Genomic DNA, 25,454 nt, shown 5'->3' with positions numbered 1-25,454 from the left:
CCGCCGTCATTCCGGGATGCGCCGCAAGGCGCAGGCCCGGAATCCATTTCACCACAAATGATGCCGGCAGATGGATTCCGGGCTCGCGCTTTCGCGCGTCCCGGAATGACGAGTTGGGAAAAAGCGGCGCCCTATTTCCGCAAATGCTTCGCGAAAAACTCCATGCTGCGCGGCCAGGCGATGTCGGCGCTGGCCTTGTCGTAGCTGGCGCGCTCGTCGCAATGGAAGCCGTGCTGCGCACCGGGATAGATGAAGACCTCGACCTCGGGCCGTTTCGACTTGATGGTCTCGACGTCGCTCAAGGGAATGCCGGCATCCTTCTCGCCGAAGTGCAGTTGGGTCGGCACCGTCGGCTTGTCGTCGGCGAAGCGGATGATGGCGCCGCCATAATAGCCGATCGCGGCCGACAGGCCGGTCAGCTTGGTGGCGGCCGCATAGGCGATGCTGCCGCCGAGGCAGAAGCCGATGATGCCGACAGGTCCGACCGACTTCACCGCGTCGATCGCCGCCTGGCTGTCGCGCAGCATCGCGGGAAAGTCCGGACTGGCGACGAACTTGCGCGCCTCGGCGACCTCGTCGGGTGAATAGCCGCTCTGGAAGTTCGGCGTGATGCGGTCGAAGATCGAGGGCGCAACCGCGACATAGCCTTCTTTCGCCAGCCGGTCGCAGACCGAGCGGATGTGGTGGTTGACGCCGAAGATCTCCTGGATCACGACGACGGCGCCCTTCGGCGCGCTGGTGGGATCGGCGCGATAGGCGCCGAGTTCAAATCCGTCGGAGGCCTTCAGCTTGATGTCTTGTCCCATGGTCCGTCCTTGTCATGTTGGGGGTTGCATGAAGTTCTTTGACGAGGGTTAGCGCCACATCCAGTTCTCGCCCCAGTCGGCCTTCCAGCCAGTCAGCCGGTGCTTGCGGAACTGGAGAAAGAGGCGGTCGTGATGCGGGAACAGCCCGCTGCCGCCGATGTCGCGGAAGGTGAGGAAGATCTCGTTGCCGGGCCGGCCGCTGACATACGTCAAGGGTGTGCCGAGCGCGCGCTGCGCGTCCTCTTTGCCCATGCCGAACACCAGCGGCGTGCTGTTCGACAGCGTCGCGGTGAAGGTCGACGGGGCTGTCACGAACGGCAGCTTCTGCGCGTTCGCCTCTGTCGCAGCGGCAGTCAGCAGCAGTGCGACGGCGATCGTCTTCATGGCGTGTCCCTGATCGTTACTTGCACTCGATCCCTTACTTGGCCTCAAGGCCGTCCAGGAATGGCAACACAGCGGCAATGAAGGCCTGCGGCTGGTCGATGTTGACGGCGTGGCCGGCGTTCGGGATCACCGCCTTCTGCGCGCCCGGGATCTTCGCTGCCATGTAGTCGGACGCCGCCAGGAACAGTGTGTCGTCGGCGCCGACCACAACCAGCGCGGGCACCTTGATTCCCGGCAGTGACTGGATCACCCGCGCATCGCGCTGCGCCAGCATGCCGCGCGCGGCGAGCGCGAGGCCCCTGGCGTTGCGATGCGAGACTGAGGCGCGCTCGGCGCTCAGCGATTTCAGCACGTCGAGCCCTTCGCGGTCGAACCGGTCGCCGGTGTCGCGGGCTCGCTGGTTCCAGACCTCGCGGGCGTCGTCCTTCTTGAAGCCGGGGCCGGTGTCGATGATCAGGAGCGCGCGCACCCGCTCCGGATGGGCGCGATGGAAGGCCAGCGACATGTAGCCGCCGAGCGACAATCCGCCGACGATCGCCTGGTCGGCGCCGGCGGCATCAAGCAGGGCGGCGATGTCGCCCACGGTCAGGGCCTCACCATAAGCATCCGGATCGTCGGGATAGTCGGACTGGCCGTGCCCGCGCATGTCCCAGAGAATGAGCTTGTGCCGCTTCGACAGTGCCTCGATCTGGCCCTGCCACATCGCCGAGGTCGACGAATAGCCGTGGGTGAGAATCAAGGGCGGGCCCTCGCCGTGAATCTCATAATAGATGTCGACGCCGCTACGGTTGAGCTTGGCCATTGACGGGCTCCTTCTGTTGTCGACCTCAGGTCCGGCGAATACCGACCTTGGTAGGAGTGATCGATACGGCATCAATACTGGCATTTCAAAAGCTTCATGCCGTTGCCGCATTGCACAACAAGCAGTTTCCGAAATTTATTCTTTTCGAGCAATTCCAAATTGGATTGCCTCCAGCCGGGAACCGGATCATTGTTTCGGCAACTGTCGCTTACCCGGTGGGCGCCAGCCATGACCCAACAGTGAGTTGCCGCCGTAAGCGGCTTCCGACACCGGAAGGGGAGAGAGATGCCAAATCTCAATATCAACGGACGGAGTATGTCCGTCGAGGCGGCCAATGACACGCCGCTGCTTTGGGTCATCCGCGAGCAATTGCAGATGACGGGCACCAAATTCGGTTGCGGCGCCGGTCTCTGTGGCGCCTGCACGGTTCACGTCAACGGCGAAGCGGTGCGGTCCTGCCAGACCTCGGTCGCCGACGCCGTCGGCAAGAAGATCACCACCATCGAAGGCCTGTCGCCCAAGGGCGATCATCCCTTGCAGAAGGCCTGGGTCGCCGAGCAGGTGCCGCAATGCGGCTACTGCCAGTCCGGCCAGATCATGCAGGCGGCCGCGCTGCTGTCGAAGAACACCAATCCGACCAAGGAAGAAGTGGTCGCGCATATGGACGGCAATCTCTGCCGCTGCATGACCTATTCACGAATCCAGAAGGCGATCATGCGCGCTGCGTCCGACATGCGCACCGCATCGGCCACCGGATCCGAGCGGAGGGCCACATGAACAAGCACGTGAAGAACCTCGCTCCCGAGACGACCGATCTCAGCCGCCGTTCCTTCCTGGTCGGTACCGCTGCGACCGGTCTCGTGCTCGGCTACGCCGCGTCCGGCATCGACCAGGCGCTCGCGGCGCCCGCACCCGCCAATTTCGAGCCGAGCGTCTGGTATGCGATCGCGCCCGATGGTGTCGTCACCGTGACCTGCGGCAAGGCCGATATGGGCCAGCACGTCGCCTCGACCATGGCGCAGATCGTCGCCGAAGAGCTCGGCGCGAACTGGAAGGACATGCGGGTCCAGCTCGCCTCCAACGATCCGAAGTACAACGATCCCGTGCTCGGCGCGCAGATCACCGGCGGCAGCTGGTCGACGATGATGAATTTCGACGCAATGAGCCGCGCCGGCGCCGCCGGCCGGATCGCATTGACCGAGGCGGCGGCCGCCTCGATGGGCGTGCCGGCCAGCGAGCTGGTGGTGCGCGCGTCGACGATCAGCCATCCGAAGTCGAAGAAGTCGATGTCGTTCGCCGAAATCGTGAAGAGCGGCAAGGCGACCAAGACCTTCACGGCTGACGATCTGAAGGCGATCAAGCTGAAGACGCCGGATCAGTACACAATGATCGGTATCTCGGTGCCGCAGCTCGACATCCCGTTCAAGGTCAACGGCACGGCGAAATACGGCATCGACACGATGCTGCCGGGCATGGTCTACGGCGCGCTGGTTACCCCGCCGGTGCGCTACGGCGCCACCGTGAAGTCGGTCGACGACAGCGCGGCCAAGAAGGTGCCGGGCTTCATCAAGGCCGTCACCCTCGACGACAAGACCACCACCACGACCGGCTGGGTCGTCGCGGTCGCCAACACCTACGCCAATGCCAAGAAGGCGGCCGAGGCGCTGAAGATCAGCTATGACGGCGGTCCGAACGCCAAGCTGTCGAGCGAGTCGCTGCTCGCCGAGGCCAAGCGGCTTCAGGGATTGAGCGATTCCGGCCAGTTCTTCGTCAAGGACGGCGATCCGGATGCGGCCTACGGCTCGGCGGCCAAGGTGCTGGAGGCGGAGTACACCACCAACATCAACATCCATGCGCCGATGGAGCCGATGAACGCCACCGCGGAGTTCAAGGGCGACATCCTGCACATCTATTCCGGCAACCAGTTCGCGACGCGCTCCGGTGCGATCGCAGCCGGCGCCGCCGGGATCGATCCGAAGTTCGTGGTGATGCATCAGGCCTGGCTGGGCGGCGGCTTCGGCCGGCGTCTCGACGCCGACATGATGGTGCCCGCGGTGCAGGCGGCGAAGGCCGTCGGCAAGCCGGTCAAGGTCATCTATACGCGCGAGAACGACATGACGATGGATTTCTCGCGTCCGCTGACCTACCAGAAGGTGAAGGCCGGCATGGACGGCGACGGCAAGATCGTCGCGATGAGCCACGACGTGGTCTCGGCCTGGCCGACCGCGCGCTGGGGGATCCCTGATTTCCTCACGCCCTCGGTCGACAAGAAAGGTCCGCTCGATTCCTTCACGGTGAACGGGTCGGACTTCTTCTACACCGTGCCCAATCACTATGTGCGGGCGATCAAGAACGAGATGGCGCACAACGCCACCCCGTCGGGTCAGCTCCGTTCGGTGGCGCCGGGCTGGACGTTCTGGGCGGTCGAAAGCATGATCGACGAGATCGCGCACGCGACCGGCAAGGACCCCGCCCAGCTGCGCATCTCGCTGCTCGACGGCAAGGGCAAGAATGACGGCGGCGCGCAGCGTCTCCGCAACACCTTGCTCGCTGCGATGGGTCTCGCCGGCTACGGCACCAAGCAGCTGCCCAAGGGCGAAGGCATGGGCGTGGCCTGCGTGTCGTCGCAGGAGCGCGCCACGGCGAGCTGGACCGCCTGCGTCGCCCATGTTGCCGTCGCCCCGTCGGGCGAGGTGACGGTGAAGAAGCTGACGGTTGCGACCGACGTTGGAACGCAGGTGAATCCCGACGGCATCCGGGCCCAGGTCGAGGGCGCGGCGCTGTGGGGCATGTCACTGGCGCTGTTCGAGAAGGCGACGTTGAAGGACGGCGGCATCGAGCAGACCAACTTCGACAGCTACACGCCGCTTCGGATGAGCCAGCTGCCGGAAGTCGCGGTCAACGTGATCGCTAATGGCGAGAAGGCGACCGGCGTCGGCGAGCCCGCCGTGACGGTGGTGGCGCCGGCGATCGGCAACGCCGTGTTCAACGCGGTCGGTGCCCGCGTCCGCGGCCTACCGATCACCGCGGAAGCGGTCAAGGCGGCGATGAAGGCGTAATGGCCTGAACCAATGCAGACGCCGGAGAGCTTGACCGCTCTCCGGCGTTTTCTTTGCGACGCGCATGGGCGAAGCCGCAAGAATTCACGAGTCGCCGCCGACGCGGCCGGCTCGACCATTTCCGGCCGGCCTGATTTTGCAGGCGGATTCCACAATCGTTCAAATTGCGCCTATTGTGCTTAACCATCGTTCAGCATCCCCATTAAGCCGGAGGGAACGCATCGTCAGGTAGCGTCCCGGCGTCGGTCGTTACCGCGACGGGGATGTCATGACTGCCTTGGCCAATAACCAGACTTCGAAGCGCCGCCTCCTGCTGGCGTCAGATCGAAGCGATCAGAGCAACGAGCTCGCCAGCATCCTGCGCTCGGTGGGCGAGGTCGATACCGTTCCGACATCGGATATTCCCGAGCGGCCGGCCCGCGATCTCTCCGGCATCGTCGTCGACATCAATTTGCGCTCGCCCGAAGCCGTGCAATTGGTCCGCAGCAAGCTGCAGGCCGACGCCTATCGCGAGATGCCGCGGCTGTTCGTGCTGGCGGATGCGCTGCATCACGCCTCGATGCAGGCCTGGGCGCTCGGCGCCACCGACACGATCTCGCGGCCGTTCGATGCGCGCGGCATCCTGCAGCGCATCCGCGCCGCATTTCCCGACGACAGCGGCTATGACGAGACCGACCGCGGCAAGGCGCTCAACCGCGGTGTCGAAGCCGCGCATGGCGTGATGGTCAAGATGTTCGAGCGGATGCGCGCCGGCGAACCGCTCAAGTTCGAGGACATCGTTGCCGCCGAAAACAAGATTCTGAAAGCGATCAAGCACAATTCGCTGCGTGAATGGCTGACCACCGTCGGCTGCCATCATCAGGAGACCTATCGCCATTGCCTGTTCGTGACCGGCTTTGCGGTCGCGTTCGCGCAGCATCTCGGCATGCGCGACGACGACCAGCGCCGGCTCGCCCGCGCCGCGCTGCTGCACGATGTCGGCAAGGCCTTCGTTCCGGTCGCGCTGCTCGACAAGCCCGGCGCGTTGACGGTCGAGGAAATGGCCGAGATGCGCGAGCATCCGCGTCGCGGCTACGAGGCACTGTCAGCGCAGGGCGGCTTCCCGCCGGAAATGCTCGACGTGATCCTGCATCACCACGAATTCCTCGACGGCACCGGTTATCCCAACGGCCTCAGCGGCAACCAGATCAGCGACATCGTCCGTGTCACCACGATCGTCGATGTCTATGCCGCGCTGGTCGAGAAGCGCGCCTACCGGCTGCAGTTCACCCACGCCAAGGCGTTCTCCATGATGGAGGAGATGGGCGGCAAGCTTGACCAGCAATTGCTGCAGGCGTTCCGCCCGGTGGCATTCGGGCATTACTGAGCCTTCGCGGCCTTTGCCGCCATTGCGAGCCAACGGGTCGGCGAACGCGCGCCCGATGACAGGCTCCGCGAAGCAATCCATCGCTCCACGCCCGCGGACCGATGGATTGCTTCGTCGCTTCGCTCCTCGCAATGACGGCTCCGGCGACGGCCTTAGCCAATCAACGCAAGTCCGCGACCTTAACCCCGCCTAGATTCCGGCGATCATCGGCATGACCGATGCTTTGCGCGGGTGAGGACGATCATGGACACGGCAACGACCGGGGATGTCGACATCCCCGCTGACATCGCGGCAACCCTCGTCGATCCCGTCGCCTATGCCGACGACCGCATTCACGCCAGCTATCGCTGGCTGCGCGCCAACAATCCGCTCGGGATCGCCCGGCCGGACAAGTTCGATCCGTTCTGGGTGGTGACCAAGCACGCCCATATCCAGGCGATCAGCCGGCAGAACGACCTGTTCCACAATGCCGACCGGCCGACCACGCTGACCAACCGGGCGCTCGAGGAGCGCGTGCGCAAGATCACCGGCGGACCCAATCTGGTGCGCTCGCTGGTGCAGATGGATGCGCCCGACCATCCGAAATACCGCGCGCTGACCCAGGGCTGGTTCATGCCGGCCAATCTCGGCAAGTTCGAGGGCCGCGTGCGCGAGATCGCGCGCGCCACGGTGCAGCGCATGCTGGACCGCGGCGGCACCTGCGATTTCGTCGAGGACGTCGCGCTGGGCTATCCCCTGCACGTCATCATGGAGATCCTCGGCGTGCCCGAGGCGGACGAGCCGCGCATGCTGAAGCTGACGCAGGAGCTGTTCGGCCCGCAGGATCCGGATACGGCGCGCGTCCGCGATGCGCTCAGTGCCGAGCAGGTCTCCGTGATGCTGCAGGCGATCATCGCCGACTTCTCGGCCTACTTCCGCAAGATCACCGAGGAGCGCCGCCGGAACCCGCGCGACGATCTCGCCACCGTCATCGCCAACGCGAAGATCGGCGGCGACTACATGCCGGAGCACGACCAGACCAGCTATTACATGATCGTTGCCACCGCCGGCCACGACACCACCTCGTCCTCGACCGCGGGCGCGATCTGGGCGCTGGCGCGAGACCCCGCGGAATTCGCCAAGGTGAAGGCCAACCCGGAGCTGATCCCGGGCCTGGTGGACGAAGCGATCCGCTGGATGACGCCGGTCAAGCATTTCATGCGCTCGGCCACATCAGATACCGAGCTCGGCGGCCGCAAGATCGCCAAGGGCGACTGGCTGATGCTGTGCTACGCCTCGGGCAATCGCGACGAGGAGGTGTTCGAGGACCCCGACCGCTTCCGCAGCGACCGCAAGCCCAACCGCCATGTTGCGTTCGGCTATGGCGCGCATCTCTGCCTCGGCCAGTATCTCGCCAAGCTCGAGATGCGCATCCTGTTCGAGGAGCTGCTGCCGCACCTGAAATCGCTCACGCTCGACGGCGAGGTGAAGATGACGCAGGCCTACTTCGTCAGTGGTCCGAAGAAGCTTCCGATTAGGTTTGAGGTGAATTGACCACCTGTCATTCCAGCATCTTCCGCAGCTCAGCCTTCGCGACCTTCTCCAGCGTCGAGCGCGGCATCTCGTCGACGAAGCGGATTTCGCGCGGCACCTTGAAGTCGGCGAGGCCCGAGCGGCAGGCGGTCATGACCTTGTCGTGCAGATCGGCCGGCAGAGCCGCAACGCCGGTTTGCGGGATGATGAAGACGACCGGCACTTCATCCAGCATCGGATGCTTCTTGGCGACGACCGCGGCCTCGCGGACACCAGGTACCACCGCGATCACTTGCTCGATCTCGGAAGCCGCGACGTTCTCGCCGCCGACCTTCAGCATGTCCTTGGAGCGATCGCCAAACTTGATGTAGCCATGCTCCAGCATCGTGACGCGGTCACCGGTGATGAAATAGCCGTGCTCGTCGAAGCTCTCGCGCGTCGCTTTCTCGTTGTGCAGATACTCGGCGAACAGCGACAGGCCGGGAATGCCCTTGATCAGCAGATTGCCGGTCTCGCCGACGCCGGTCGGCGTGCCGTCATCATTGACGATGCGGATTTGGTATTCCGGCGCGGCGCGGCCGATCGACATCGGCGTGTTGGGCTGGTCGACCTCGCCGATGATGCCGTGGGTGATGGTCTCGGTCATGCCCCACCAGCCGATGATCTTGATGCCGAACACGGCAAACGCCGGCGGCGCGTTCACCGCGGTGCCCCAGAGCCGGAACTTGTGGTTCTTCGGCACCTCATGATCGAGCAGCGCCCGCATGCAGAACGGGATCGTCGAAGTCCAGGTCGAGCCGTGCTCGAGCGCGACCGGCCAGAAGCGGCTTGCCGAGAAGCGCGGCTGGATCACGCAGCTGCCGCCGACCCACAGGATCGCCAGCATCGAATAGGCTAGCGCGTTGGTGTGGAACAGCGGCAGATAGGTCTGGTGCACGTCCGTCGCGTGAAGGTCCTGATGTGCGGCGTTGATCTTGGCGCCCCACAGCGCGTTGGCATGGGTCCACAGCACCGCCTTCGGCCGCGACGTGGTGCCGGAGGTGTATTGCACGCTGCACGGGGCGAGCGGATCGGTCGGGCGGCGCGGCCGGTCGGCGCTGTCGCCGAACAGCGCTTCAAAACTGTCGCCTTGCGAAGGCGCCTGCGCCGGCGCTTGGCCGGCGTCGTGCGAGGTCACCGCGATCCAGCGCAGGCTCTTGCAGTTGGTCGCGATCAGTTCGGCATAAGCCGGCTGGGTGATCGCGGCGACCGCGCCGCAATGGCCGGCAAAATATTCGATCTCGGCTGCGGCCGAGCGGGTGTTGGTGGTGACGGCGATGGCGCCGAGCTCGACGCAGGCAAACCACGACATGATCGCCTCGACGCAATTGTCGAGATGGATCAGCACATAATCGCCCTGCCTGATGCCGCGTTTGGCAAGGCCTGCGGCGAGCGCGCCGACGCGCTCATGGAATTCACCGTAACTCCAGTGCCGCGCCGGCGCATCGAACGGCGCCCAGATCAGGAACGGATGATCGCGGCGCACCTCGGCGCGCATTCTCAGTAGCCATGGCACGTCGAGCCCGGCAAACGGTCCGACGATTCCCGGCACCGGCTTTGAACTGGTCATATGTCCTCCCGCAGCCTTGGGCGGCCGCCATTGATCTTGGTTGGGAGCAGTTCTGCCATCGGCGTGCGCCGAGCGCAAACCGGGATTTGCAGAGCAATGTTGCGCCGAAGCGATCCGTTCCGCCGCGCGGAAGAGCTGGGTCTATCGTACGCACCTATGAGCGGGCGCGCATCGCTGCCTCGTAATGATGCTACGTCGCGTCTCGCTCATATGACGAGATCTCGATCAGGCTGCCGTCGGGATCGCGGCAATAGACCGAGCGCAGCGTGCCGCGCGCGCCCTGCCTGGCGACCGGGCCCTCCTCGATGTTGACGCCGTTGGCCTTCAGATGCGCGACCACTTCGTCAGGCGTGCTCGAGGTGAGGAAGCAGAGGTCGTCGCTGCCGGCGGCCGCGTGATCGGCGGTGAACCAATCCACCTTGTCGGCATCGCGCGGCCGCACATTGATCTTCTGGTTGCCGAACACCAGCGAAGTGCGCGGCGTCTTGCCCTTGCCGGGGTCGAACACCTTCACCTCCATACCGAGGATCCTGCTGTACCAGGCGACCGAGCGCACGACATCGCTGACATTGATCACGAGATGGTCGAGCCCATTCACCTTGACGGACATGATCGATCCTCTTCGGTCCAGAGCGTTTTCGAGCGAAGTGGATACCGGTTCGCGTGAAGAAAACGCGTCATGACAGGATTGCAGCTTAGTCTTTCGTCGCGGTCGGCGGCGCACGTGTCGCACTGGCCGCATCTGGCATTGTTTGTTAAAACCGCGCCGCACGCAACGCAACAGAAACGGGCAGGGCACCAAACCCTGCTGGATTGGGAGAAACTTTCATGATTTCACGCCGCACCGCGCTGGGCCTGATCGGGTCGGGAATTTCGACATTCGCGATCGGCCGTGCGTCCGCTGCCGACTATCCGGCGCGGCCGGTGCGCTGGATCGTGGGCTATCCGCCGGGCGGCGCCACCGACATCATCGCGCGGCTGATCGGACAGCGGCTGTCGGAGAAGCTCGGCCAGCAATTCGTGATCGAGAACAAGCCGGGCGCCGGCAACAATATCGGCACCGAGGCTGCGATCAACGCCGAGCCGGACGGCTACACCGTGCTGCTGGTCAATCCGGCGAACTACATCAACGCCTCGCTCTACGCCAATCTGAAGTTCAACTTCGTGCGCGACGTCGCGCCGGTTGCGTCCTTCAACCGCGTCCCGAACGTGATGACCGTCAACAAGGACGTGCCGGCCAAGACCGTTGCCGAGTTCATCGAATATGTGAAGGCCAATCCCGGCAAGGTGAACATGGCCTCGTCCGGCAACGGCACCTCGGTGCATCTGTCCGGCGAGATGTTCATGTCGATGACCGGCTGCAAGATGCAGCACGTGCCGTACCGCGGCGCCGCGCCTGCGATCACCGACATGCTCGGCGGCCAGGTGCAGGTGATCTTCGACAACATGCCCTCGATCATCCAGCACATCCGCTCCGGCTCGCTGCGCGCGCTCGGCGTCACTACCGCGGAGCGGTCCTCGCAGCTGCCCGACGTGCCGGCGATCGCCGAGACCGTGAAGGGCTACGAGGCGAGCGCGCTGTTCGGCATGGGGGCGCCGAAGAACACGCCGAAGGAACTGATCACGAAGCTCAACACCGAGATCAACGCCGTTCTCGCCGAGCCCGACATGCGCAAGCGCCTGGTCGAGCTCGGCGGCGATTCGTTGATCCAGACGCCGGACGCCTTCGGCAACGACATCAAGGCCGAGACCGACAAGTGGAAGAAGGTCGTCGAGTTCGCCGGCCTCAAGGTCGAGTAGGCGTCGCGTGTCGGGAGACGCCTGGTTTCTTGTTGGGCCTTGACGCGGAATAAAATGAGCTTCAGGAACCTTGCCCAAGATGCCGCACGTTGCTTGCTGCGGCATCGAAGGAGTCGGATCATGCGCACATCGCGATTTGCACTGCTGGTTTTGGGGACGATGACGCTTGCCGGTGCGAGCATCAAGCCGGCGTCCGCCGATCCGTATGACTATCCCTGGTGCGCGCAGGGCCCGAGCCTCGGCTATCCCGGCGAATGTGCCTACCAGACCTACCAGCAATGCCAGGCGAGCGTGTCCGGGCGCTATCTCAGCTGCGGCGAGAACCCGCGCTTCCTGTTCCGCGAGCCACCGCCGCCGTCGCCGCGCCGCCACCATCGCCGGCACCGGACCGTCTACCCCGATTAGAATCGGGCTTCACCGCACGGCGCCGGTTGCCGCCGTATCGAAACTGATTCTCGCACTGCGTTCCGCCTAACGCGATCGTGAAGCATTAAGCTTGACGACACGCCGTTTGCGCCTATACTAAACCATATGGTTAAGTATCAGGACGAGACGCTGGACCGCACTTTCGCGGCGCTTTCCGATCCCACCCGCCGCGCGCTGCTGGCGCGGCTCGGCGAGCAGGACGGCCTGTCGGTGAGCGAGCTGGCGCAGCCATTCGCGATGTCGTTGCCGGCGATCATGAAGCATCTCGACGTGCTCACCGATGCCGGCCTCGTGACGCGCGAGAAGACCGGCCGCACCGTGGCGTGCCGGCTCACCGCAAGGCCGATGGAGCAGGCGATGAACTGGCTCAATCGCTATGCGCAATTCTGGTCCGACAATCTCGATCGTCTGGCCGCTTTTGTGGAGGAAGACCCATGGCAGACCAATCGGCAAACCAATCGGAAAAGCGATCCGCAGCCGACGGCGGTCCCGTCGCGCGGCCAAGCCTCACCCTCACGCGGCGGCTCCGCGCGCGGCCGGAAAAAGTCTACGCCGCGTGGACCGAGCCGGAAAACCTAGTGCAGTGGTTCGGCCCCGGGCAGGTCAAGCCCGGCACCACGCAGGCCGAGCTCGATGTCCGCGTCGGCGGACGTTACCGGATCAAGTTCACCGGCTCGAACGGCGAATATCACGAGGTCGGCGGCATCTATCGCGAGGTGGTGCCGAACGAGAGGCTGGTGTTCAGCTGGGCCTGGCATTCGACGCCGGAGCGCGAGTCGGAGGTCACGGTATCGATCAAGCCCGACAGGGGCGGCACCTTGCTCACCTTCCATCACGCGCAGTTCGTCGACGAGACCGCCCGCGACAACCACCAGCGCGGCTGGACCGAATTCCTCGGCAATCTGGAACAATATGTCGGCGCCTGACCGCAAAGGAGTATCTCATGCAACAGCACAAGATCGTCTCGCGCGAAGAATGGATCGCAGCCCGCAAGGCATTGATGGCCGGTGAGAAGCAACTGACCCAGGCCCGCGAGGCGCTGAGCCGGCAGCGCCGCGAACTGCCCTGGGTCAAGGTCGACAAGGACTACGTGTTCGACGGGCCCGACGGCAAGGTGACGCTCGGCGGTCTCTTCAAGGGCCGGCCGCAGCTCGTGGTCCAGCATGTGATGTTCGCGCCGGAGTGGGACGCCGCCTGCAAGAGCTGCTCGTTCTGGGTCGACGGCTTCGAGCGCATGGTCCCGCATCTGGCTGCCCGCGACACCACGATGATCGCGGTCTCGCTCGCGCCGCTCGCCAAGCTCGAGGCGTTCAAGCGGCGGATGGGCTGGACCTTCGACTGGGTGTCGTCGGGCGGCAATGACTTCAACTACGACTACGGCGTGTCGTTCACACAAGGCCAGATCGACGCAGGGAACGCGAAATACAATTACGGAACGAGCCCGCTCTACGGGCCGGAGCTGCCCGGCATCAGCGTGTTCTTCCGCGACGAGACGGGCAGCGTGTTCCACACCTACTCGACCTTCGCGCGCGGTCTCGACATGATGAATGCCGCCTATCACTACCTCGATCTGACGCCGCTCGGCCGCCACGAGGAAGGCTTGCCCTATCCGATGGACTGGGTGCGGCTACGTGACCAGTACCAGCCGGCACCGGTTCAGGCATCCTGCTGTCACTCCTGATCGTCATTGCGAGCGAAGCGAAGCAATCCATCGCGCCGCAAGGGTCCAGATGGCCTGCTTCGTCGCTTCGCTCCTCGCAGTGAGGGGAAACTCTACAGCAGAAAGTCATACGCATGCCTTACGTCGATGGTTTCGTCGTCGCCGTGCCGAAGAAGAAACTCAAGGCCTATGCCAAGCTCTCGAAGATGGCCGGCAAGGTCTGGCGCGAACATGGCGCGCTGGATTATCGCGAGTGGGTCGCCGACGACGTCAAGCCGGGCAAGCTGACCTCGTTTCCGCAGAGCGTGAAGCTGAAGGCCGGCGAAACCGTCGTGTTCGCCTGGATCACCTACAAGTCGCGCGCCCAGCGCGACAGGATCAACGCCAAGGTGATGGCCGATCCCCGCCTGGAATCGATGGGCAAGGGCGACGTGCCGTTCGATCCGAAGCGGATGATCTATGGCGGCTTTGCGAGCCTCGTGAAGGTGTAAGGCCGCACGCTTTTCGCCGCAATTCGCGCGGTAACCGGCCGTTAAACATCGCGACCGGCCGGCGGCGCGATGCTGCTTGCGTTTACTTGGCGATCCCGTATACTTTGCATTACAAAGTGCGGGCGAAACATGCGCGACCTCGACAAGGCGTTGGCCGATATTCTCGCGATCCGCAGCCAGATTGCGGCCGGAACCGCGTTCCGCGGCTATGGTCCGGCGACGGTTGCCGCCACCAGCGGCATCGCGCTGGTCACGGCGTTCGCGCAATATCTCTGGCTCGACGATCCCACGACGCATCCGATCGCATTCCTCGCGGGCTGGGCCGCAGCCGCGCTGCTGTCGGCCGTGCTGATCTGGATCGAGATGCAGGCGCGCTCGCGGCGGCACCATTCCGGCCTTGCCGACGCGATGGTGCAGCAGGCGATCGGGCAGTTCGTTCCCGCTGTCATCGCCGGCGTGCTGCTCGCGATCCTGCAATGGAAATTCGCGCCGGAGACGCTGTGGATGCTGCCCGGCCTGTGGCAGGTGCTGGTCAGTCTCGGCGTGTTCGCCTCGGTCCGCCTGCTGCCGCGCACGATCGCGCTCGGCGGTGCCTGGTATTTCCTGTCCGGCTTCACGGCGTTGTTGATCGCAAGCCAGAGCCACGCGCTGTCGCCCTGGACCATGGGACTGCCGTTCGCGGTCGGCCAGCTGCTGCTTGCCGCGCTGTTGTATTTCGCTTCCGGAGGCCATGATGCCGAAGACTGAGCTGACCACCGCGCCATTCGCCTATGATGGTCTCGACCGCGTCATCCACGAGAAAGCGCGGCTCGGACTGTTGACCTCGCTGATGGCGCATCCGAAGGGGCTCGCCTTTGCCGATCTCAAGCAGCTCTGCGGCCTGACCGACGGCAATCTCAGCCGGCATTTGCAGGTGCTGCAAGAGGCCGGCCTGGTCGACGTCATCAAGGGTTATGAGGGCAATCGCCCGCACACCAGCTGCCGCCTGACCAAGAGCGGCCGTCGCCGTTTCCTGGATTATCTCGCCGTGCTCGAACAGCTGGTGCGCGACGCAGCCAAGGCCGCCGGCACGGCCGAGAAGGCCGCCGGCAGGGCTGAAAAGGCGGCCGGCAAGGACGGCGGCGCGTCCGGACGTCTCGGCGTCCAGCCGGTTTGATTATTCCATTTTTATCCGGAGACTTTGTGATGCAAAGTAACGTTGCGCTCAAGCCGGAAGCCATCGCGAGGCTCCATGTCGGCATCATCATGGACGGCAACGGCCGCTGGGCGACGCGGCGCGGCCTGTCGCGGCTGCGCGGACATGAAGCGGGCGTCGAAGCGATCCGCCGCATCGTCGAGGCTGCACCGGACCACGGCGTCGGCACGCTGACCCTCTACGCATTCTCCAGCGACAATTGGCGCCGCCCGAAGGCCGAGGTCGCGGCGCTGATGGGACTGCTGCGGTTCTATCTTGCCAACGAGATCGCGGCGCTGGTGCGCAACGGCGTTCGGCTTTCCGTGATCGGCCGCCGCGACCGGCTGCCCGACGGCATCGCGGCCGCGATCGGCCGCGCCGAGGCCGAGACCGCCTCCGGCACCACGCTGCATCTGCGCATCGCGATCGACTATTCGGCGCGCGACGCCATCCTGAATGCCGCCGCGCGCGCGGCCGGCGCAGGCCCGCTGAGCCGCGAGACCTTTGCCGATCTGATCACCGGCGAAGCCGGCCTGCGCGACGTCGATCTGATCATCCGCACCTCCGGCGAAAAGCGGTTGTCGGACTTCCTGCTCTGGGAAGGCGCCTATGCCGAGCTGCACTTCACCGAGCGGATGTGGCCTGAATTCGAAGCCGACGACCTCGCCGACGCACTCGCCTCCTTCCACGGCCGCGAGCGCCGCTTCGGCGGCCTGACTGCGATCGCGCCGGCGGAGGTGCCGAACCTGTAGAGCATGATCGGGAAAAGTGCGAAGCGCTTTTCCGAAAAGAGCATGCTCAAATTCGAATAAAGAGGCTGCGCTGCGCCAAGGGCACCCTGATCGTGATCGGTCACCGCTTCAGGAACCGGACGCGCGTGCAACGTGATCGGGAACCGAGCGCATCGGCACGCCGCCTCCCGTTCCGCGAGCCGCGTTGAACCTCGCAGGCCTGCGCGCGACCTACCTTCGGGACGCTGCTCTGGAGGTCGCAAATGACTGCTTTGGCTCAATCGATCGCACGGGTGTTTCCGGCCAATTCGCTTCGGAGCAGCATCGCCCGGCATGTCCTGCTGTTCGCCTTGGCCGCGCTGTTCGTCGCGGTGCTCAGGGCAAGCTATGGTCTCGATCTCAGCGCGGGCTTTTTCTAGTTTTCCGTCTGCAAGTCATATTGGGTTAACCGGATCGGGTTAGCTAAGCGCGCGCTTTCCTTGCATCTCGAACCCGGGCCGACCTTTCATGGATAAGCCGATGCGCTGCCAGTGCGGCAGGACGCGAACCATTGCGCTCGACAAGCATTTCCGTACCGCGCTGCTGTGCGCCAAATGCGATGAGGTCCAGCCGGCGGTGCCCGCCAGGCCGGAGCCGGCTGCGTCGGCCGCACGATAGCGCGGTCGTTTTCGGCGCCGAAACCCGCTAGGTTCCGTTTGACAAAATGGACCTGAGCAAAGCCGATGCCGCATCCTTCCAATCCACCCGCCGTAACCCTTGCCGACGTGCGCCGCGCCGCCGGCGTGATCCGGGATTCGGTGATGGTCACGGCGTGCAACGAGAGCCGCACGCTGGGCGAGATCTGCGGCTGCCGCCTGTTCCTCAAATTCGAGAATTTGCAGTTCACCGCGACCTTCAAGGAGCGCGGCGCGCTCAACCGGCTGCAGGCGCTGTCGTCGGATGAGCGCAAGCGCGGGGTGATCGCAATGTCCGCCGGCAATCACGCCCAAGGCGTCGCCTACCACGCCAAGCGGCTCGGCATCCCCGCCACCATCGTGATGCCGATCGGCACGCCGATGGTGAAGATCGAGAACACCAGGCGGCACGGCGCCGAGGTCGTCATGACAGGGCAGACGCTGGAAGAATGCTTCGCGTTCGTCGGATCCCATGCCGCCGAGCGAGGCCTGATCCTGATCCACCCCTATGACGATCCCATGATCATTGCAGGCCAGGGCACGATCGGGCTCGAAATGCTCGAGGCGGTGCCGGAGCTCGATATCCTGGTGGTGCCGATCGGCGGCGGCGGGCTGATCTCGGGCATCGCCACGGCCGCGAAGGCGATCAAGCCGTCGGTGCAGATCATCGGCGTGCAGGCCCAGCTCTATCCGTCGATGTACAACGCGGTCAAAGGTGAGCAGCTGCCGATGCGCGGCGATACGCTCGCCGAGGGCATCGCGGTCAAGGCGCCCGGGCAGATCACCACGAAAATCGTTCGTGAGCTCGTCGACGATATCGTGCTGGTCAGCGAGGACCAGATCGAGCGCGCGGTTGCGACCCTGATCTCGATCGAGAAGACGGTGGTCGAGGGCGCCGGCGCTGCCGGCCTTGCCGCAGTGCTCGCGGCGCCCGAGCGGTTTGCCGGCCGCAATGTCGGCCTCGTGCTGACCGGCGGCAATATCGACACCAGGCTGATCGCCTCGGTGCTGACCCGCGAGCTCGCGCGCGAGGGACGGCTGACCCAACTAACGCTCGATATCGTCGACCGGCCCGGACAGCTCGCGGCGGTGTCGATCCTGCTCGCGGATGCCGGCGCCAACATCATCGAGGTGTCGCACCAGCGCACCTTCTCGGACCTGCCGGCGAAGGCGACGCTGCTCGAGCTCGTGATCGAAACCCGCGACCGCGCCCATCTGGAGGACGTGCTGACGAGACTCAACGCCGAAGGATTCGCGGTGCGGGAAACGTAGCAGCGTAATCCGCCCTTGAACCGTCATCCTGAGAAGCCGCGCAGCGGCGTCTCGAAGGATGAATCGGCCACCAGCCGGGCCGTGCATCCTTCGAGACGCGCGCAAGGGCGCGCTCCTCAGGATGACGGGTCTTAGGTTTTCCGACTGGGCTTACTCTTCGTCCGTCGCCAGCTCGGCGAGCTTCGCGATCGTGTTGATATTGCGCGCGGTGCCGCGGGCGGCGGCGGGGATCTTCAGCTTCGAGCGGCCCATGCCGCTGCCATAGGCGACATAGATCTCGCGCTTGCCGAGCCGGATCTGCTCGTCCTGCTGGCCCTTGACGTCCTTCAGCGCATCCTTGGGCGGCGGGTCGTCGAGGAAGATCGCGACCGTGAAGTTCGGCGGCGCCTTCGGAAACGGGTTGGCCTTCAGCACCGCGGCGATCTCGTCGGCGCTCCGCACCGCGACGCCGACCGGCTTGCCGGCATAGGCATGCAACCGCTGCTCCAGCGCGGCCTTGACCTTGGCCGCGCCGAGCTTCGAGGAGAACACCACATTGCCGCTGGCGATATAGGTCTGCACGTCGTCGAACCCCGCGTCGACGCACATCGCCTTCAGCTCGGTCATCGGCAGCTTGCCGGTGCCGCCGACATTGACCGCGCGCAGCAGAGCGACGTAACGCGGCATCACGACCTCACGTCAGCAGCAGTGCCATGCCCGGATCGCCCTTCTGCATCGCGCGCTGATAGGCCGGGCGCGCCGCGATGCGGCCGAGATAGGCCCTGATGCTCGGGCAGCGGCCGAGGTCGTAAGGCAGGAAATAGCGCATCGTCGTCAGCGAGAAGCCAATCATGATGTCGGCGGTCGTGAACGTGTCGCCGGCAAGATATTGCACATCGCGCAGCCGCGCCTCGATCAGGTCGAACGAGCGGTCGACCCGCGCCTTGGTCGCCACCAGCATCGGATTGTCGGCCGCGAGGTTGAGCCGGTGCAGGATCATGCTGCGGCCCATCTGCGCCTGCAGCGTGCCGTTGGCGAAGTGAAACCAGTACAGGAACTGGGCGAAATCAGGATGATCCGGCTGCAGCGTCAGCCGTCCATCGCCGTATCTGGCGACGATGTATTCGACGACCGCGCCGGATTCGGCCAGCACCAGCTCGCCGTCGGTGATGACGGGCGCGGCACCGGCCGGGTGCAGCGCCTTGTAGTCGGCCGGCGCCAGCATCGTGATGGGATCGCGTGTGGTGCACTTCAGCTCGTAGGGGATCGCAAGCTCCTCGCACAGCCAGACGATCCGCTCCGATTGCGATTTGCCGAGATGGTGAACGGTGAGCATGCGGGGCTGCCTCTCAGGCGTCCTATTTCTTCTTCGCCGGCTTGTTCTCGGATTGCTTGTCGGGCTTCGGCTCGGATTTCTTCTGGGGATCCTTTGCCGGCGGCGGCTCTTCCATCGCCTTCTTCATGGCGCGGGCATAGGCGTCGGCGGCATTCTCCGCCGAATTCTGCAACCGCTTGGCGGTCGCGGTGGCGTTCAGGATGGTGCTCTTGGCGAGGTGGCGGAAGCGTGCCTTGGTGTCCTTGTCCGTGGCCTTGGCGGCGCGTGCGACCCAGACGGCCTGGCGCTTCCTGGCGGCCGCCATCACGGCCTTGGTCTGCGCTCTTGCGGTTTGCCGGATGACGGCGTCGAGGTCGGCTTCGGCCATTCAGATACACTCATTATGACGGGACATGCGCCGGCTGGCGCAGGGAGGGGAGCTATCACTAGCGCAACCCGTGCGATTTGAACATGCGATCCTTTTGCGATCGCCCCGAGAGCCGGCATTATCGGTCGGGCCCCCCTCGCTGGGTGGACCGGCGGATGCTTGCGCGATCTATCGGGCATGCGCTTCAGCATGATATAGCAGCGCGGACCGGCCGCCGGCCGCGCGATCCAATCGAGGTTTCGATGCCAGCCATCAGCCGACGGAGCCTGCTTGGCAGCCTTGCGCTGCTGGCGGCATCGCCCGCGCTTGCGGCGGCGGCGGCCGAGACGCTCAGCGTCGATGCCAGCGAAGGCCGCATCACGCTCAACCGCTACGCCGCCGGGCGCTCCGGCAAGCGGCCGGCCGTGTTGGTCCTGCACGGCTTGCGTGGTTTCGATCTCAGGCCGCAGGCCTATCAGCGCTATGCCAGTGCGCTGACCGCAGACGGCATCGACGCCTACTTCGTGCGTTACTACACGCCGGCCGACGAGCAGGCGCTTGCGACGATGCATACGAGCGAGAGCCGCGCGCCCTATGAAGCCGGGCGGTTCGACGCCTGGGCCGGGCGCGTCTCGTCCGTGCTGACCTCGGTGCTGGCAAGTGCGGACAGTTCCGGGCGGATCGGGCTGCTCGGCTTCTCGCTCGGCGGCTACGTTGCCGCGACCGCGGCGGCCCGCGACGCGCGGGTGTCGGCGCTGGCCGTGCTGTATGGCGGCATGCCCGACAAGATCGCGCCGGAGGTCAGGCACCTGCCGCCGCTGCTCGAGCTGCATGGCGAGGCCGACCGCAACGTGCCGCTCTCTAGCGGTGAGAAGCTCGTCAGGCTCGGCAAGTCGGTCGGCGCCGCGGCGGAGATCGTCAAATATCCGGGCAAGGCGCACGGGTTCGATTTCGCGGACGATGATCCAATGACCGCCGACGCGGTCAGCCGAGTTGCCGGATTCCTCAAGGCTCGTCTGAACGCAGCCTGAGCGCCGCGCTATGTTTGAGCATGATCTCGGCGCAAACGTTCCGCGTTTGTCGCGACGGAAAACCGCTTCGCAGTTTTCCGGATCATGCCTTATTCCGCGGACGAACCCGGCGGCACCTTCGTGCCGGCGAGCAGGCCGGCAAGCTCCACCTGGCGGCCGAGCCCGGTCTTCGCCAGCACGGCCTTGAGCTGGTTGCGCACCGTTTCGCGGGAGATGCCGAAGGCGATGGCGATTGCGTCAACGGTTCGGCCCTCGCCGATGCCGCGCGCGACGCGGGCTTCCGCCGGCGTCAGGTCGAACAGGCCTTGCAGCACTTCCGCATTCGGCACTTCGGCCGGCACCACCGGCGTCACGATCACGATCGCCAGCGCGCGGTCGAACAGGTCGCGCGCGGTGCCGTGGATCGGGACCAGATGCACGATCAACGGCGGACGATCGTCCTGCGCTGCGATCGGCACCGAGCGGACCTCCGTGCTGATCAGCCCTTGCTCGAGTGCGGCCAGCGCCTGGGCGAACAGCACGTCGGCGGTGGCCGTCGCCAGCGTCAGCCGCTCGGCGCGATCCTGCATCACGTCGGGCACCAGGCGGTCGAACAGCGTGTTGGCGGCCATTAGGCGGCCGCCACGCCGCAGCACCGCTGCGGGCAGGCCGAGCATCGCCAGCGATTCGGTTGCCGCCCTTGCGCGCTCCATTCCGAGCCGCGCCGACAGCAGAGCCGCACGCGCCAGATGCGGGCGCAGCGCATCGAGCTGCTCGATGGCTTCCCGCTCGATCGGCCCATGCTGATATTCGCGCTCGACGCTGTAGATCAGCACGTCGCCGCTCGGCACTGGGATCGCGGTGCCGGCGCCCCATCCGAGCCCGCGCGGGCGGAAGAACTCGCGGATCTGGTAGTCCTGCTGCACCTCCTCGGGCGTCGCGAACACGTCGATGTCGCGCAGGAAGCCGGCATGGTTGGCCGCGAGCAGGCGCGGCAGCCGCCCGTTGCGCTCGTGCCAGCCGCCCTCGACATAGGCCACGGTGTCGTCGTGCATGTCGGGCGATGCGACCCAGCGGACGTCGTGCGGGGCCGCCGTCAGCAGCACGATACCGCGCGCTTTCGCGATCCCGCCGACCTGGTGCAGCACGTTCGGCCACAGTTCGGGAACGACCGCGGCCTCATAGGCCAGTTCGATCAGATGCTCGTGCAGGTCGTTCGCCATCGGTCATTCCAAAAAACATTGCCCAACAGATAACCCCATCGACCTCGGAAATATTGCGTAGAGCAATTCAACCCGAGCCACGAGTCCGGACTATTCCGGGGCACTCATGATGAATGACGGACGTTCGTTGGTCCTCCCGGGCATCCGGCGTGTCGCGACATGGCGCCGGTCGGGACGAAATGTCGCGGAGAGGAATTTGGCGGAGGGGCGCGCTGACGCCATGGCCTGCCTTGCAGGGCAATCACGACCTGTCGTGGGATGTCTGAAACGTCGGCGTCCGACGATCGTCGTGACGCGATCCGGAGTCGTGGAAGGGCGAGGCTGCCTGGATGATAGGTGAGTGAATGGATCGTGTGGCGGGGCGGATGCAAGCGGCTCTCGCCCGAAGTTGTCGGGAGGGCACCTCGGTGCCCTCCCGACAAGTGCACTTAGTTGCAGCCGCAGCCGTGCGAACGACCGCCGCCGAGGATGCCGGACAGGATGTTGGTGTTCTTGAGGCTGATCGGCAGGATGGCCGAGACGTTGGTCTTGTTGCCGTTCAGGACGTTGACGCCGCCGCCGAGCACGTTGACGTTGTTGAGCGCGTTGACGTTGAGCGCGGAGACCGCGGTCGTGATCGGAGCGATCACGGAACCGATCAGGGCGCCGCCACCACCACGGGGGCCACCGGCGAAGGCCGGCGAGGCGACGAGCGAGGCGAGAGCGACGGCGACGATATACTTCTTCATGACTTCCTCCGGTTGTTATCGAGCCCAAGACCATTGGCTTGGTCGCCGCCACTATCCACGTCTCGAATTCGCGTACAACTTGAAGTGGTTTTTTACTCTAATACTTAGCGTTAACCATGTTATCAGAATCCTTGATGCCCTCATTGATGCTGATGATGTCATCAAAATCGCGCGCTATGCGCATCAGGCCGAAAGGCCAAAATCAACCAGAAATTGCGGATTTAACGGCCGATTAACCATGATTTCCGACCCTGTGCGTGGAGGGTCGCGTGCATGATTCGGCGTGCGTTGTTGGCGGCAGTTGTTGTTGCTTCGCAGCTTGGCGTCTCCGCAGGTCTGGCGCAGACCGCTCCGGCGGAGACGGTGTCCGTGAACGCCGGCTCGATCGGCCTGCGCACGGGCTATGATTCCAACCCGACCGATACCCTGGGTGCGCGCGGCAGCATGTTCGCGACGCAGACGATCAACTACGATTACCTGCGCGGCTCGCTTCAGGACGGCATCGTCGGGCTCAACGTCAAGTTTGCCGACACGCAATACGACCCCGGCGTCGCAGCCCCCAGCACCACTGCGATCATCACCGCCGCCGGCGCCATCGAGCTTGCACCGAAGCTGGCGTTGCGCACCACGTTGACGACGACGGTCGACGACAATTGGGCGCGCCGCTCGCATGGCGTACAGCTGCGCAACCGTCTCGAATACGACACCACGGATTTCAGGCTGTTCGCCAATGTCGACACCGGCATCAACGCGCTCAACGAGCGAAACATCTTCACGCTGGGCGATTTCCTGCCGCAGGACGAGAACTTCGTGACGCGCACCTTCATGCCCGGCTTCGCCTACAAGTTCGGGACCGGCGAGATCGGCACTTCGGTGGTGCTGTCGCGGGTTGCCTACCTCGCGACCGATATTTTCGGGCTCGATCGCAGCCACAACATCGTGCAGCCGAACGCCTTCTTCACGGTGAAGAGCAGCGGCGTCGAGGTGGAAGGATCGGTGTCGCCGTATTTCGCCAGATACGACACCACCGATTTCGACGACGTCAAGCAGCTGCTCTACACCGCCAAGGCCAAGTATCAGACCGGTGCGTGGACATTCGGGGTCGGATCGTCGCGAACGATCTCGGATACCACGCTCTCGTTCGCCTCGCTCGACGTCGGGCAAGCGAGCGAAGCCTCGCTCAGCTACAAGTTCGACGACAAGAACGCGGTCAGCCTCTTGGCGCGCTATCGCCGCGACGACTATCTCAACACCGATCTGTGGAGCACGACGTTCCTCACCGGGCTCGATTTCGCGCATGATTTCGGTGACGGATATATCGGCACGGCCGGAGCCTCGGTCCGGCAGGTGCGGCGGCCCGACGAGGTTCAGCCCTGGGCACTGAACGTGCAGATCGGCTTCCAGAAGAAACTCGATTTCGGCGATCCGCCGAAGGCCGCCGATGCCAAGGTCACCGAGATCAAGCCCAAAACTTGATCATTGAGACCCGATGATTGGAACCTGACGCTGACCCGACGATCATCGCCGCGTGCGGCGAAATTGAATCGGCGCGACGATCAGACACATTTCCGAAGCGTCCCGAAACGTATTTGGCATCGGTGGCCGCTGCACTGGTTCAGCCAGAGTCACTCGTTTGCAACGCTGCTTGCGATCGTTCGATCATGGACATCTTTAATTTGTATCCGCGCAATTCGCGGCGACAGTGACCTCCGTCAGTCAGCCGAGCCAGCGTGGGCTCGAGAGGAACCGATGATCAGCCGCAGGGCGCTGTCCGGATTGTTGATGACGCTGGTTGGACCCGCATCGGTCGCCGGCAACACGCTGGCGCTGAGTCACTGCCAGGGGTCGTGCGCGAACGTCGATCTGCCGGCCCTTGGCTACGATACGTTCTGCCGCTCGTTCTTCGATATCGCGGCAAGCGGAAAGCTGCGCGCGGTCGCGACCGGGTCGGAAATTCGCCGCGAGATGCGGTCGCTGCTCCGGGGACGGCGGCTTTACCGGCCGTCCGGCGACGAGATCCGGATTCTCTGGCGCAGCACGGCGGACCGATTCTCGGTGGTGAAGGTCGAGTTCGATCTGGAATGCGGCGTGCCGGTGCGCGGCTGTCTCGGGATTCCCGACGGCGCGTTCCGAGGATTGATTTTGCTCGGTCACGGCATGGCAAGCACGCCGGAGCGCTGCTTCGACGATGCCGACCAGGACTACATGAACGCGATCGGCAAGCAGCTGTGCCAGGACGGCTATGTCGTCTGGTGTCCCTACATCGTCCAGATCGGAAATCAGGAAAGCCAGAACAACATCGCCGCGATGCTGGCGTCCCACGGCGTCTCCGCGCACAACGTGTCGTGCGCATCGATCGACGCCGGCGAGACCGTCTGCCGCAAGCTGACCGGGGCCTCCGGTCTGAATGTCGGCGTCTATGGAGTGTCCTCGGGCGCCTTTCTCGCGCTGCATCTCGAAGCCGCGACGGGGCGGATGCGGCCGACCGTGGTCTCCGGCTATATGCGTGACGAGAAGAAGTTTCTGATGTCGTCCACGATCAGCAAGAACCTCGGCATCGAACTGGCGGCCTATATTCATTTCGCCAACAGCCGCGCCAAATACGCCGGGACAGAGCTGGCGTACCTGCTCTGTCCGTGTCCGCTGTTCGTCGAGATCGGCAGCCGCGACGGCGCCAACGCGATCGAGCTCGGGCGTGAGGAGAAGTTCGCGGAAATGCAATCGGTCTACGCGTTGTCGGGCCACCCGCATTCGATCGACATGGCCATCTTCGACGGCGTGCACGAGGCCAGCGGCCAGCGCGCGCGGCCATGGCTGTCCGAGCATCTGGCGTCGCCCGCCTATCAAGCGACGTCGCGCTTGAAGAACGCCATCGCGTTGTGAGCGGCCCGGGCCGCTGCCCCTTTTGCCTGCATCACATTGACGGGAGCCGTCGACATCCACGGCCGCGCCAAGCCAGCGGTGCGGATGCGATTGCGCGGGCATTGCAGGGCCGCGCCGCTTCCCGGAGATAGCGCTCCTCGCTGACGCCTGGTCACCGCGCAATCACGTTACAGGATTGTCGGA

At 64.8% G+C, this 25,454-nt stretch carries 28 protein-coding genes; 18 read left to right on the top strand and 10 right to left on the bottom strand.

All coding sequences use genetic code 11. The annotated features are described in order from the left end of the window. Nucleotides 1–131 precede the first annotated feature (131 nt). The 3 genes from ACVW17_RS06815 to ACVW17_RS06805 are packed head-to-tail and all read right to left on the bottom strand — an operon-like array spanning nucleotide 132 to nucleotide 1,992. Nucleotides 132–806, bottom strand: coding sequence for a dienelactone hydrolase family protein (locus ACVW17_RS06815; protein ID WP_456751123.1), 675 nt, complete (start codon nucleotides 804–806; stop codon nucleotides 132–134). 48 nt (nucleotides 807–854) lie between these two features. After that, a complete protein-coding gene (locus ACVW17_RS06810) occupies nucleotides 855–1,190 on the bottom strand; it encodes a hypothetical protein (protein ID WP_456751122.1) in 336 nt (111 codons plus the stop codon). Nucleotides 1,191–1,224: 34 nt separating this feature from the next. After that, nucleotides 1,225–1,992 (bottom strand): alpha/beta fold hydrolase, encoded by a 768-nt coding sequence (locus ACVW17_RS06805; RefSeq protein WP_456796979.1) that lies wholly within the window; start codon nucleotides 1,990–1,992, stop codon nucleotides 1,225–1,227. Nucleotides 1,993–2,277: 285 nt separating this feature from the next. Between ACVW17_RS06805 and ACVW17_RS06800 the strand changes: the two genes are divergently transcribed. The 4 genes from ACVW17_RS06800 (at nucleotide 2,278) to ACVW17_RS06785 (ending at nucleotide 7,950) form a co-directional block, all read left to right on the top strand. Next, complete coding sequence (locus tag ACVW17_RS06800) at nucleotides 2,278–2,769, top strand: (2Fe-2S)-binding protein (protein ID WP_456751120.1); 492 nt, start codon at nucleotides 2,278–2,280, stop codon at nucleotides 2,767–2,769. Next, nucleotides 2,766–5,051 carry a molybdopterin cofactor-binding domain-containing protein gene (locus ACVW17_RS06795; protein WP_456796978.1) on the top strand — a complete coding sequence of 762 codons (2,286 nt, stop codon included), beginning with the start codon at nucleotides 2,766–2,768 and terminating at the stop codon, nucleotides 5,049–5,051. Before ACVW17_RS06800 ends, ACVW17_RS06795 begins: the two co-directional genes overlap by 4 nt. A gap of 268 nt (nucleotides 5,052–5,319) precedes the next feature. Further along, complete coding sequence (locus tag ACVW17_RS06790; RefSeq protein ID WP_456751118.1) at nucleotides 5,320–6,417, top strand: HD-GYP domain-containing protein; 1,098 nt, start codon at nucleotides 5,320–5,322, stop codon at nucleotides 6,415–6,417. A gap of 243 nt (nucleotides 6,418–6,660) precedes the next feature. Further along, a complete protein-coding gene (locus ACVW17_RS06785; protein ID WP_456751117.1) occupies nucleotides 6,661–7,950 on the top strand; it encodes a cytochrome P450 in 1,290 nt (429 codons plus the stop codon). A gap of 7 nt (nucleotides 7,951–7,957) precedes the next feature. On the opposite strand, the gene ACVW17_RS06780 is transcribed toward ACVW17_RS06785, so the two are convergent. Then, complete coding sequence (locus ACVW17_RS06780; RefSeq protein ID WP_456751116.1) at nucleotides 7,958–9,538, bottom strand: AMP-binding protein; 1,581 nt, start codon at nucleotides 9,536–9,538, stop codon at nucleotides 7,958–7,960. 190 nt (nucleotides 9,539–9,728) lie between these two features. Further along, complete coding sequence (locus ACVW17_RS06775; RefSeq protein ID WP_456751115.1) at nucleotides 9,729–10,148, bottom strand: VOC family protein; 420 nt, start codon at nucleotides 10,146–10,148, stop codon at nucleotides 9,729–9,731. Between the two features lie 218 nt (nucleotides 10,149–10,366). On the opposite strand from ACVW17_RS06775, the gene ACVW17_RS06770 reads away from it, so the two are divergent. The 11 genes from ACVW17_RS06770 (at nucleotide 10,367) to ACVW17_RS06720 (ending at nucleotide 17,766) form a co-directional block, all read left to right on the top strand. Beyond that, complete coding sequence (locus tag ACVW17_RS06770; protein WP_456751114.1) at nucleotides 10,367–11,338, top strand: Bug family tripartite tricarboxylate transporter substrate binding protein; 972 nt, start codon at nucleotides 10,367–10,369, stop codon at nucleotides 11,336–11,338. 120 nt (nucleotides 11,339–11,458) lie between these two features. After that, on the top strand, nucleotides 11,459–11,743 hold the full coding sequence (locus ACVW17_RS06765; RefSeq protein WP_456751113.1) for a DUF3551 domain-containing protein: 285 nt from the start codon (nucleotides 11,459–11,461) through the stop codon (nucleotides 11,741–11,743). Between the two features lie 126 nt (nucleotides 11,744–11,869). After that, a complete protein-coding gene (locus tag ACVW17_RS06760; protein WP_456751112.1) occupies nucleotides 11,870–12,343 on the top strand; it encodes an ArsR/SmtB family transcription factor in 474 nt (157 codons plus the stop codon). Further along, on the top strand, nucleotides 12,343–12,690 hold the full coding sequence (locus ACVW17_RS06755; RefSeq protein ID WP_456751111.1) for an SRPBCC family protein: 348 nt from the start codon (nucleotides 12,343–12,345) through the stop codon (nucleotides 12,688–12,690). Before ACVW17_RS06760 ends, ACVW17_RS06755 begins: the two co-directional genes overlap by 1 nt. A 17-nt stretch (nucleotides 12,691–12,707) precedes the next feature. Further along, nucleotides 12,708–13,445 carry a DUF899 domain-containing protein gene (locus ACVW17_RS06750; protein ID WP_456751110.1) on the top strand — a complete coding sequence of 246 codons (738 nt, stop codon included), beginning with the start codon at nucleotides 12,708–12,710 and terminating at the stop codon, nucleotides 13,443–13,445. Nucleotides 13,446–13,558: 113 nt separating this feature from the next. Continuing rightward, nucleotides 13,559–13,915, top strand: coding sequence for a DUF1428 domain-containing protein (locus ACVW17_RS06745; RefSeq protein WP_456796977.1), 357 nt, complete (start codon nucleotides 13,559–13,561; stop codon nucleotides 13,913–13,915). A gap of 129 nt (nucleotides 13,916–14,044) precedes the next feature. Next, nucleotides 14,045–14,662 carry a hypothetical protein gene (locus tag ACVW17_RS06740; RefSeq protein ID WP_456751109.1) on the top strand — a complete coding sequence of 206 codons (618 nt, stop codon included), beginning with the start codon at nucleotides 14,045–14,047 and terminating at the stop codon, nucleotides 14,660–14,662. Next, a complete protein-coding gene (locus ACVW17_RS06735) occupies nucleotides 14,649–15,071 on the top strand; it encodes a transcriptional regulator (RefSeq protein ID WP_456751108.1) in 423 nt (140 codons plus the stop codon). The genes ACVW17_RS06740 and ACVW17_RS06735 overlap by 14 nt, the downstream gene beginning before the upstream one ends. Before the next feature lie 29 nt (nucleotides 15,072–15,100). After that, on the top strand, nucleotides 15,101–15,841 hold the full coding sequence (locus ACVW17_RS06730) for a di-trans,poly-cis-decaprenylcistransferase (protein ID WP_456751107.1): 741 nt from the start codon (nucleotides 15,101–15,103) through the stop codon (nucleotides 15,839–15,841). Between the two features lie 242 nt (nucleotides 15,842–16,083). Then, nucleotides 16,084–16,239, top strand: a complete 156-nt coding sequence (locus ACVW17_RS06725) for a response regulator (RefSeq protein ID WP_456751106.1) — start codon at nucleotides 16,084–16,086, stop codon at nucleotides 16,237–16,239. 303 nt (nucleotides 16,240–16,542) lie between these two features. Beyond that, nucleotides 16,543–17,766, top strand: a complete 1,224-nt coding sequence (locus tag ACVW17_RS06720) for a threonine ammonia-lyase (protein WP_456796976.1) — start codon at nucleotides 16,543–16,545, stop codon at nucleotides 17,764–17,766. Between the two features lie 150 nt (nucleotides 17,767–17,916). Here the strand turns inward: ACVW17_RS06720 and ACVW17_RS06715 are convergent, their stop codons facing one another. From ACVW17_RS06715 to ACVW17_RS06705, 3 genes are read right to left on the bottom strand one after another with little or no spacing between them, the layout of a single operon-like run. After that, nucleotides 17,917–18,432 carry a DUF1697 domain-containing protein gene (locus ACVW17_RS06715; protein ID WP_456796975.1) on the bottom strand — a complete coding sequence of 172 codons (516 nt, stop codon included), beginning with the start codon at nucleotides 18,430–18,432 and terminating at the stop codon, nucleotides 17,917–17,919. Between the two features lie 7 nt (nucleotides 18,433–18,439). Beyond that, nucleotides 18,440–19,081 carry a glutathione S-transferase family protein gene (locus ACVW17_RS06710; protein ID WP_456751103.1) on the bottom strand — a complete coding sequence of 214 codons (642 nt, stop codon included), beginning with the start codon at nucleotides 19,079–19,081 and terminating at the stop codon, nucleotides 18,440–18,442. A 22-nt stretch (nucleotides 19,082–19,103) separates the two neighbouring features. Further along, nucleotides 19,104–19,448: a hypothetical protein gene (locus ACVW17_RS06705; protein WP_456751102.1), complete on the bottom strand. Its 345-nt coding sequence runs from the start codon at nucleotides 19,446–19,448 to the stop codon at nucleotides 19,104–19,106. A gap of 242 nt (nucleotides 19,449–19,690) precedes the next feature. Between ACVW17_RS06705 and ACVW17_RS06700 the strand changes: the two genes are divergently transcribed. Then, the gene (locus ACVW17_RS06700) at nucleotides 19,691–20,458 is read left to right on the top strand and encodes a dienelactone hydrolase family protein (RefSeq protein WP_456751101.1); all 768 of its coding nucleotides are present in this window, start codon (nucleotides 19,691–19,693) and stop codon (nucleotides 20,456–20,458) included. An 89-nt stretch (nucleotides 20,459–20,547) separates the two neighbouring features. Here the strand turns inward: ACVW17_RS06700 and ACVW17_RS06695 are convergent, their stop codons facing one another. Both ACVW17_RS06695 and ACVW17_RS06690 read right to left on the bottom strand, forming a co-directional pair. After that, entirely contained in the window at nucleotides 20,548–21,660 is a 1,113-nt protein-coding gene (locus tag ACVW17_RS06695) for a helix-turn-helix transcriptional regulator (RefSeq protein WP_456751100.1), read from the bottom strand. Nucleotides 21,661–22,088: 428 nt separating this feature from the next. Further along, nucleotides 22,089–22,388 (bottom strand): hypothetical protein, encoded by a 300-nt coding sequence (locus ACVW17_RS06690; protein ID WP_456751099.1) that lies wholly within the window; start codon nucleotides 22,386–22,388, stop codon nucleotides 22,089–22,091. A gap of 291 nt (nucleotides 22,389–22,679) precedes the next feature. Here ACVW17_RS06690 and ACVW17_RS06685 point away from each other — a divergent pair, with 291 nt between their 5' ends. Both ACVW17_RS06685 and ACVW17_RS06680 read left to right on the top strand, forming a co-directional pair. Continuing rightward, the gene (locus ACVW17_RS06685) at nucleotides 22,680–23,864 is read left to right on the top strand and encodes a hypothetical protein (protein WP_456751098.1); all 1,185 of its coding nucleotides are present in this window, start codon (nucleotides 22,680–22,682) and stop codon (nucleotides 23,862–23,864) included. Between the two features lie 63 nt (nucleotides 23,865–23,927). Then, nucleotides 23,928–25,271, top strand: coding sequence for a hypothetical protein (locus ACVW17_RS06680; RefSeq protein ID WP_456796974.1), 1,344 nt, complete (start codon nucleotides 23,928–23,930; stop codon nucleotides 25,269–25,271). The last annotated feature ends 183 nt before the right edge of the window (nucleotides 25,272–25,454 follow it).

It is taken from the genome of Bradyrhizobium sp. USDA 4473 (assembly GCF_054063335.1).
This window is presented reverse-complemented; position numbering and strand designations above follow the sequence as displayed.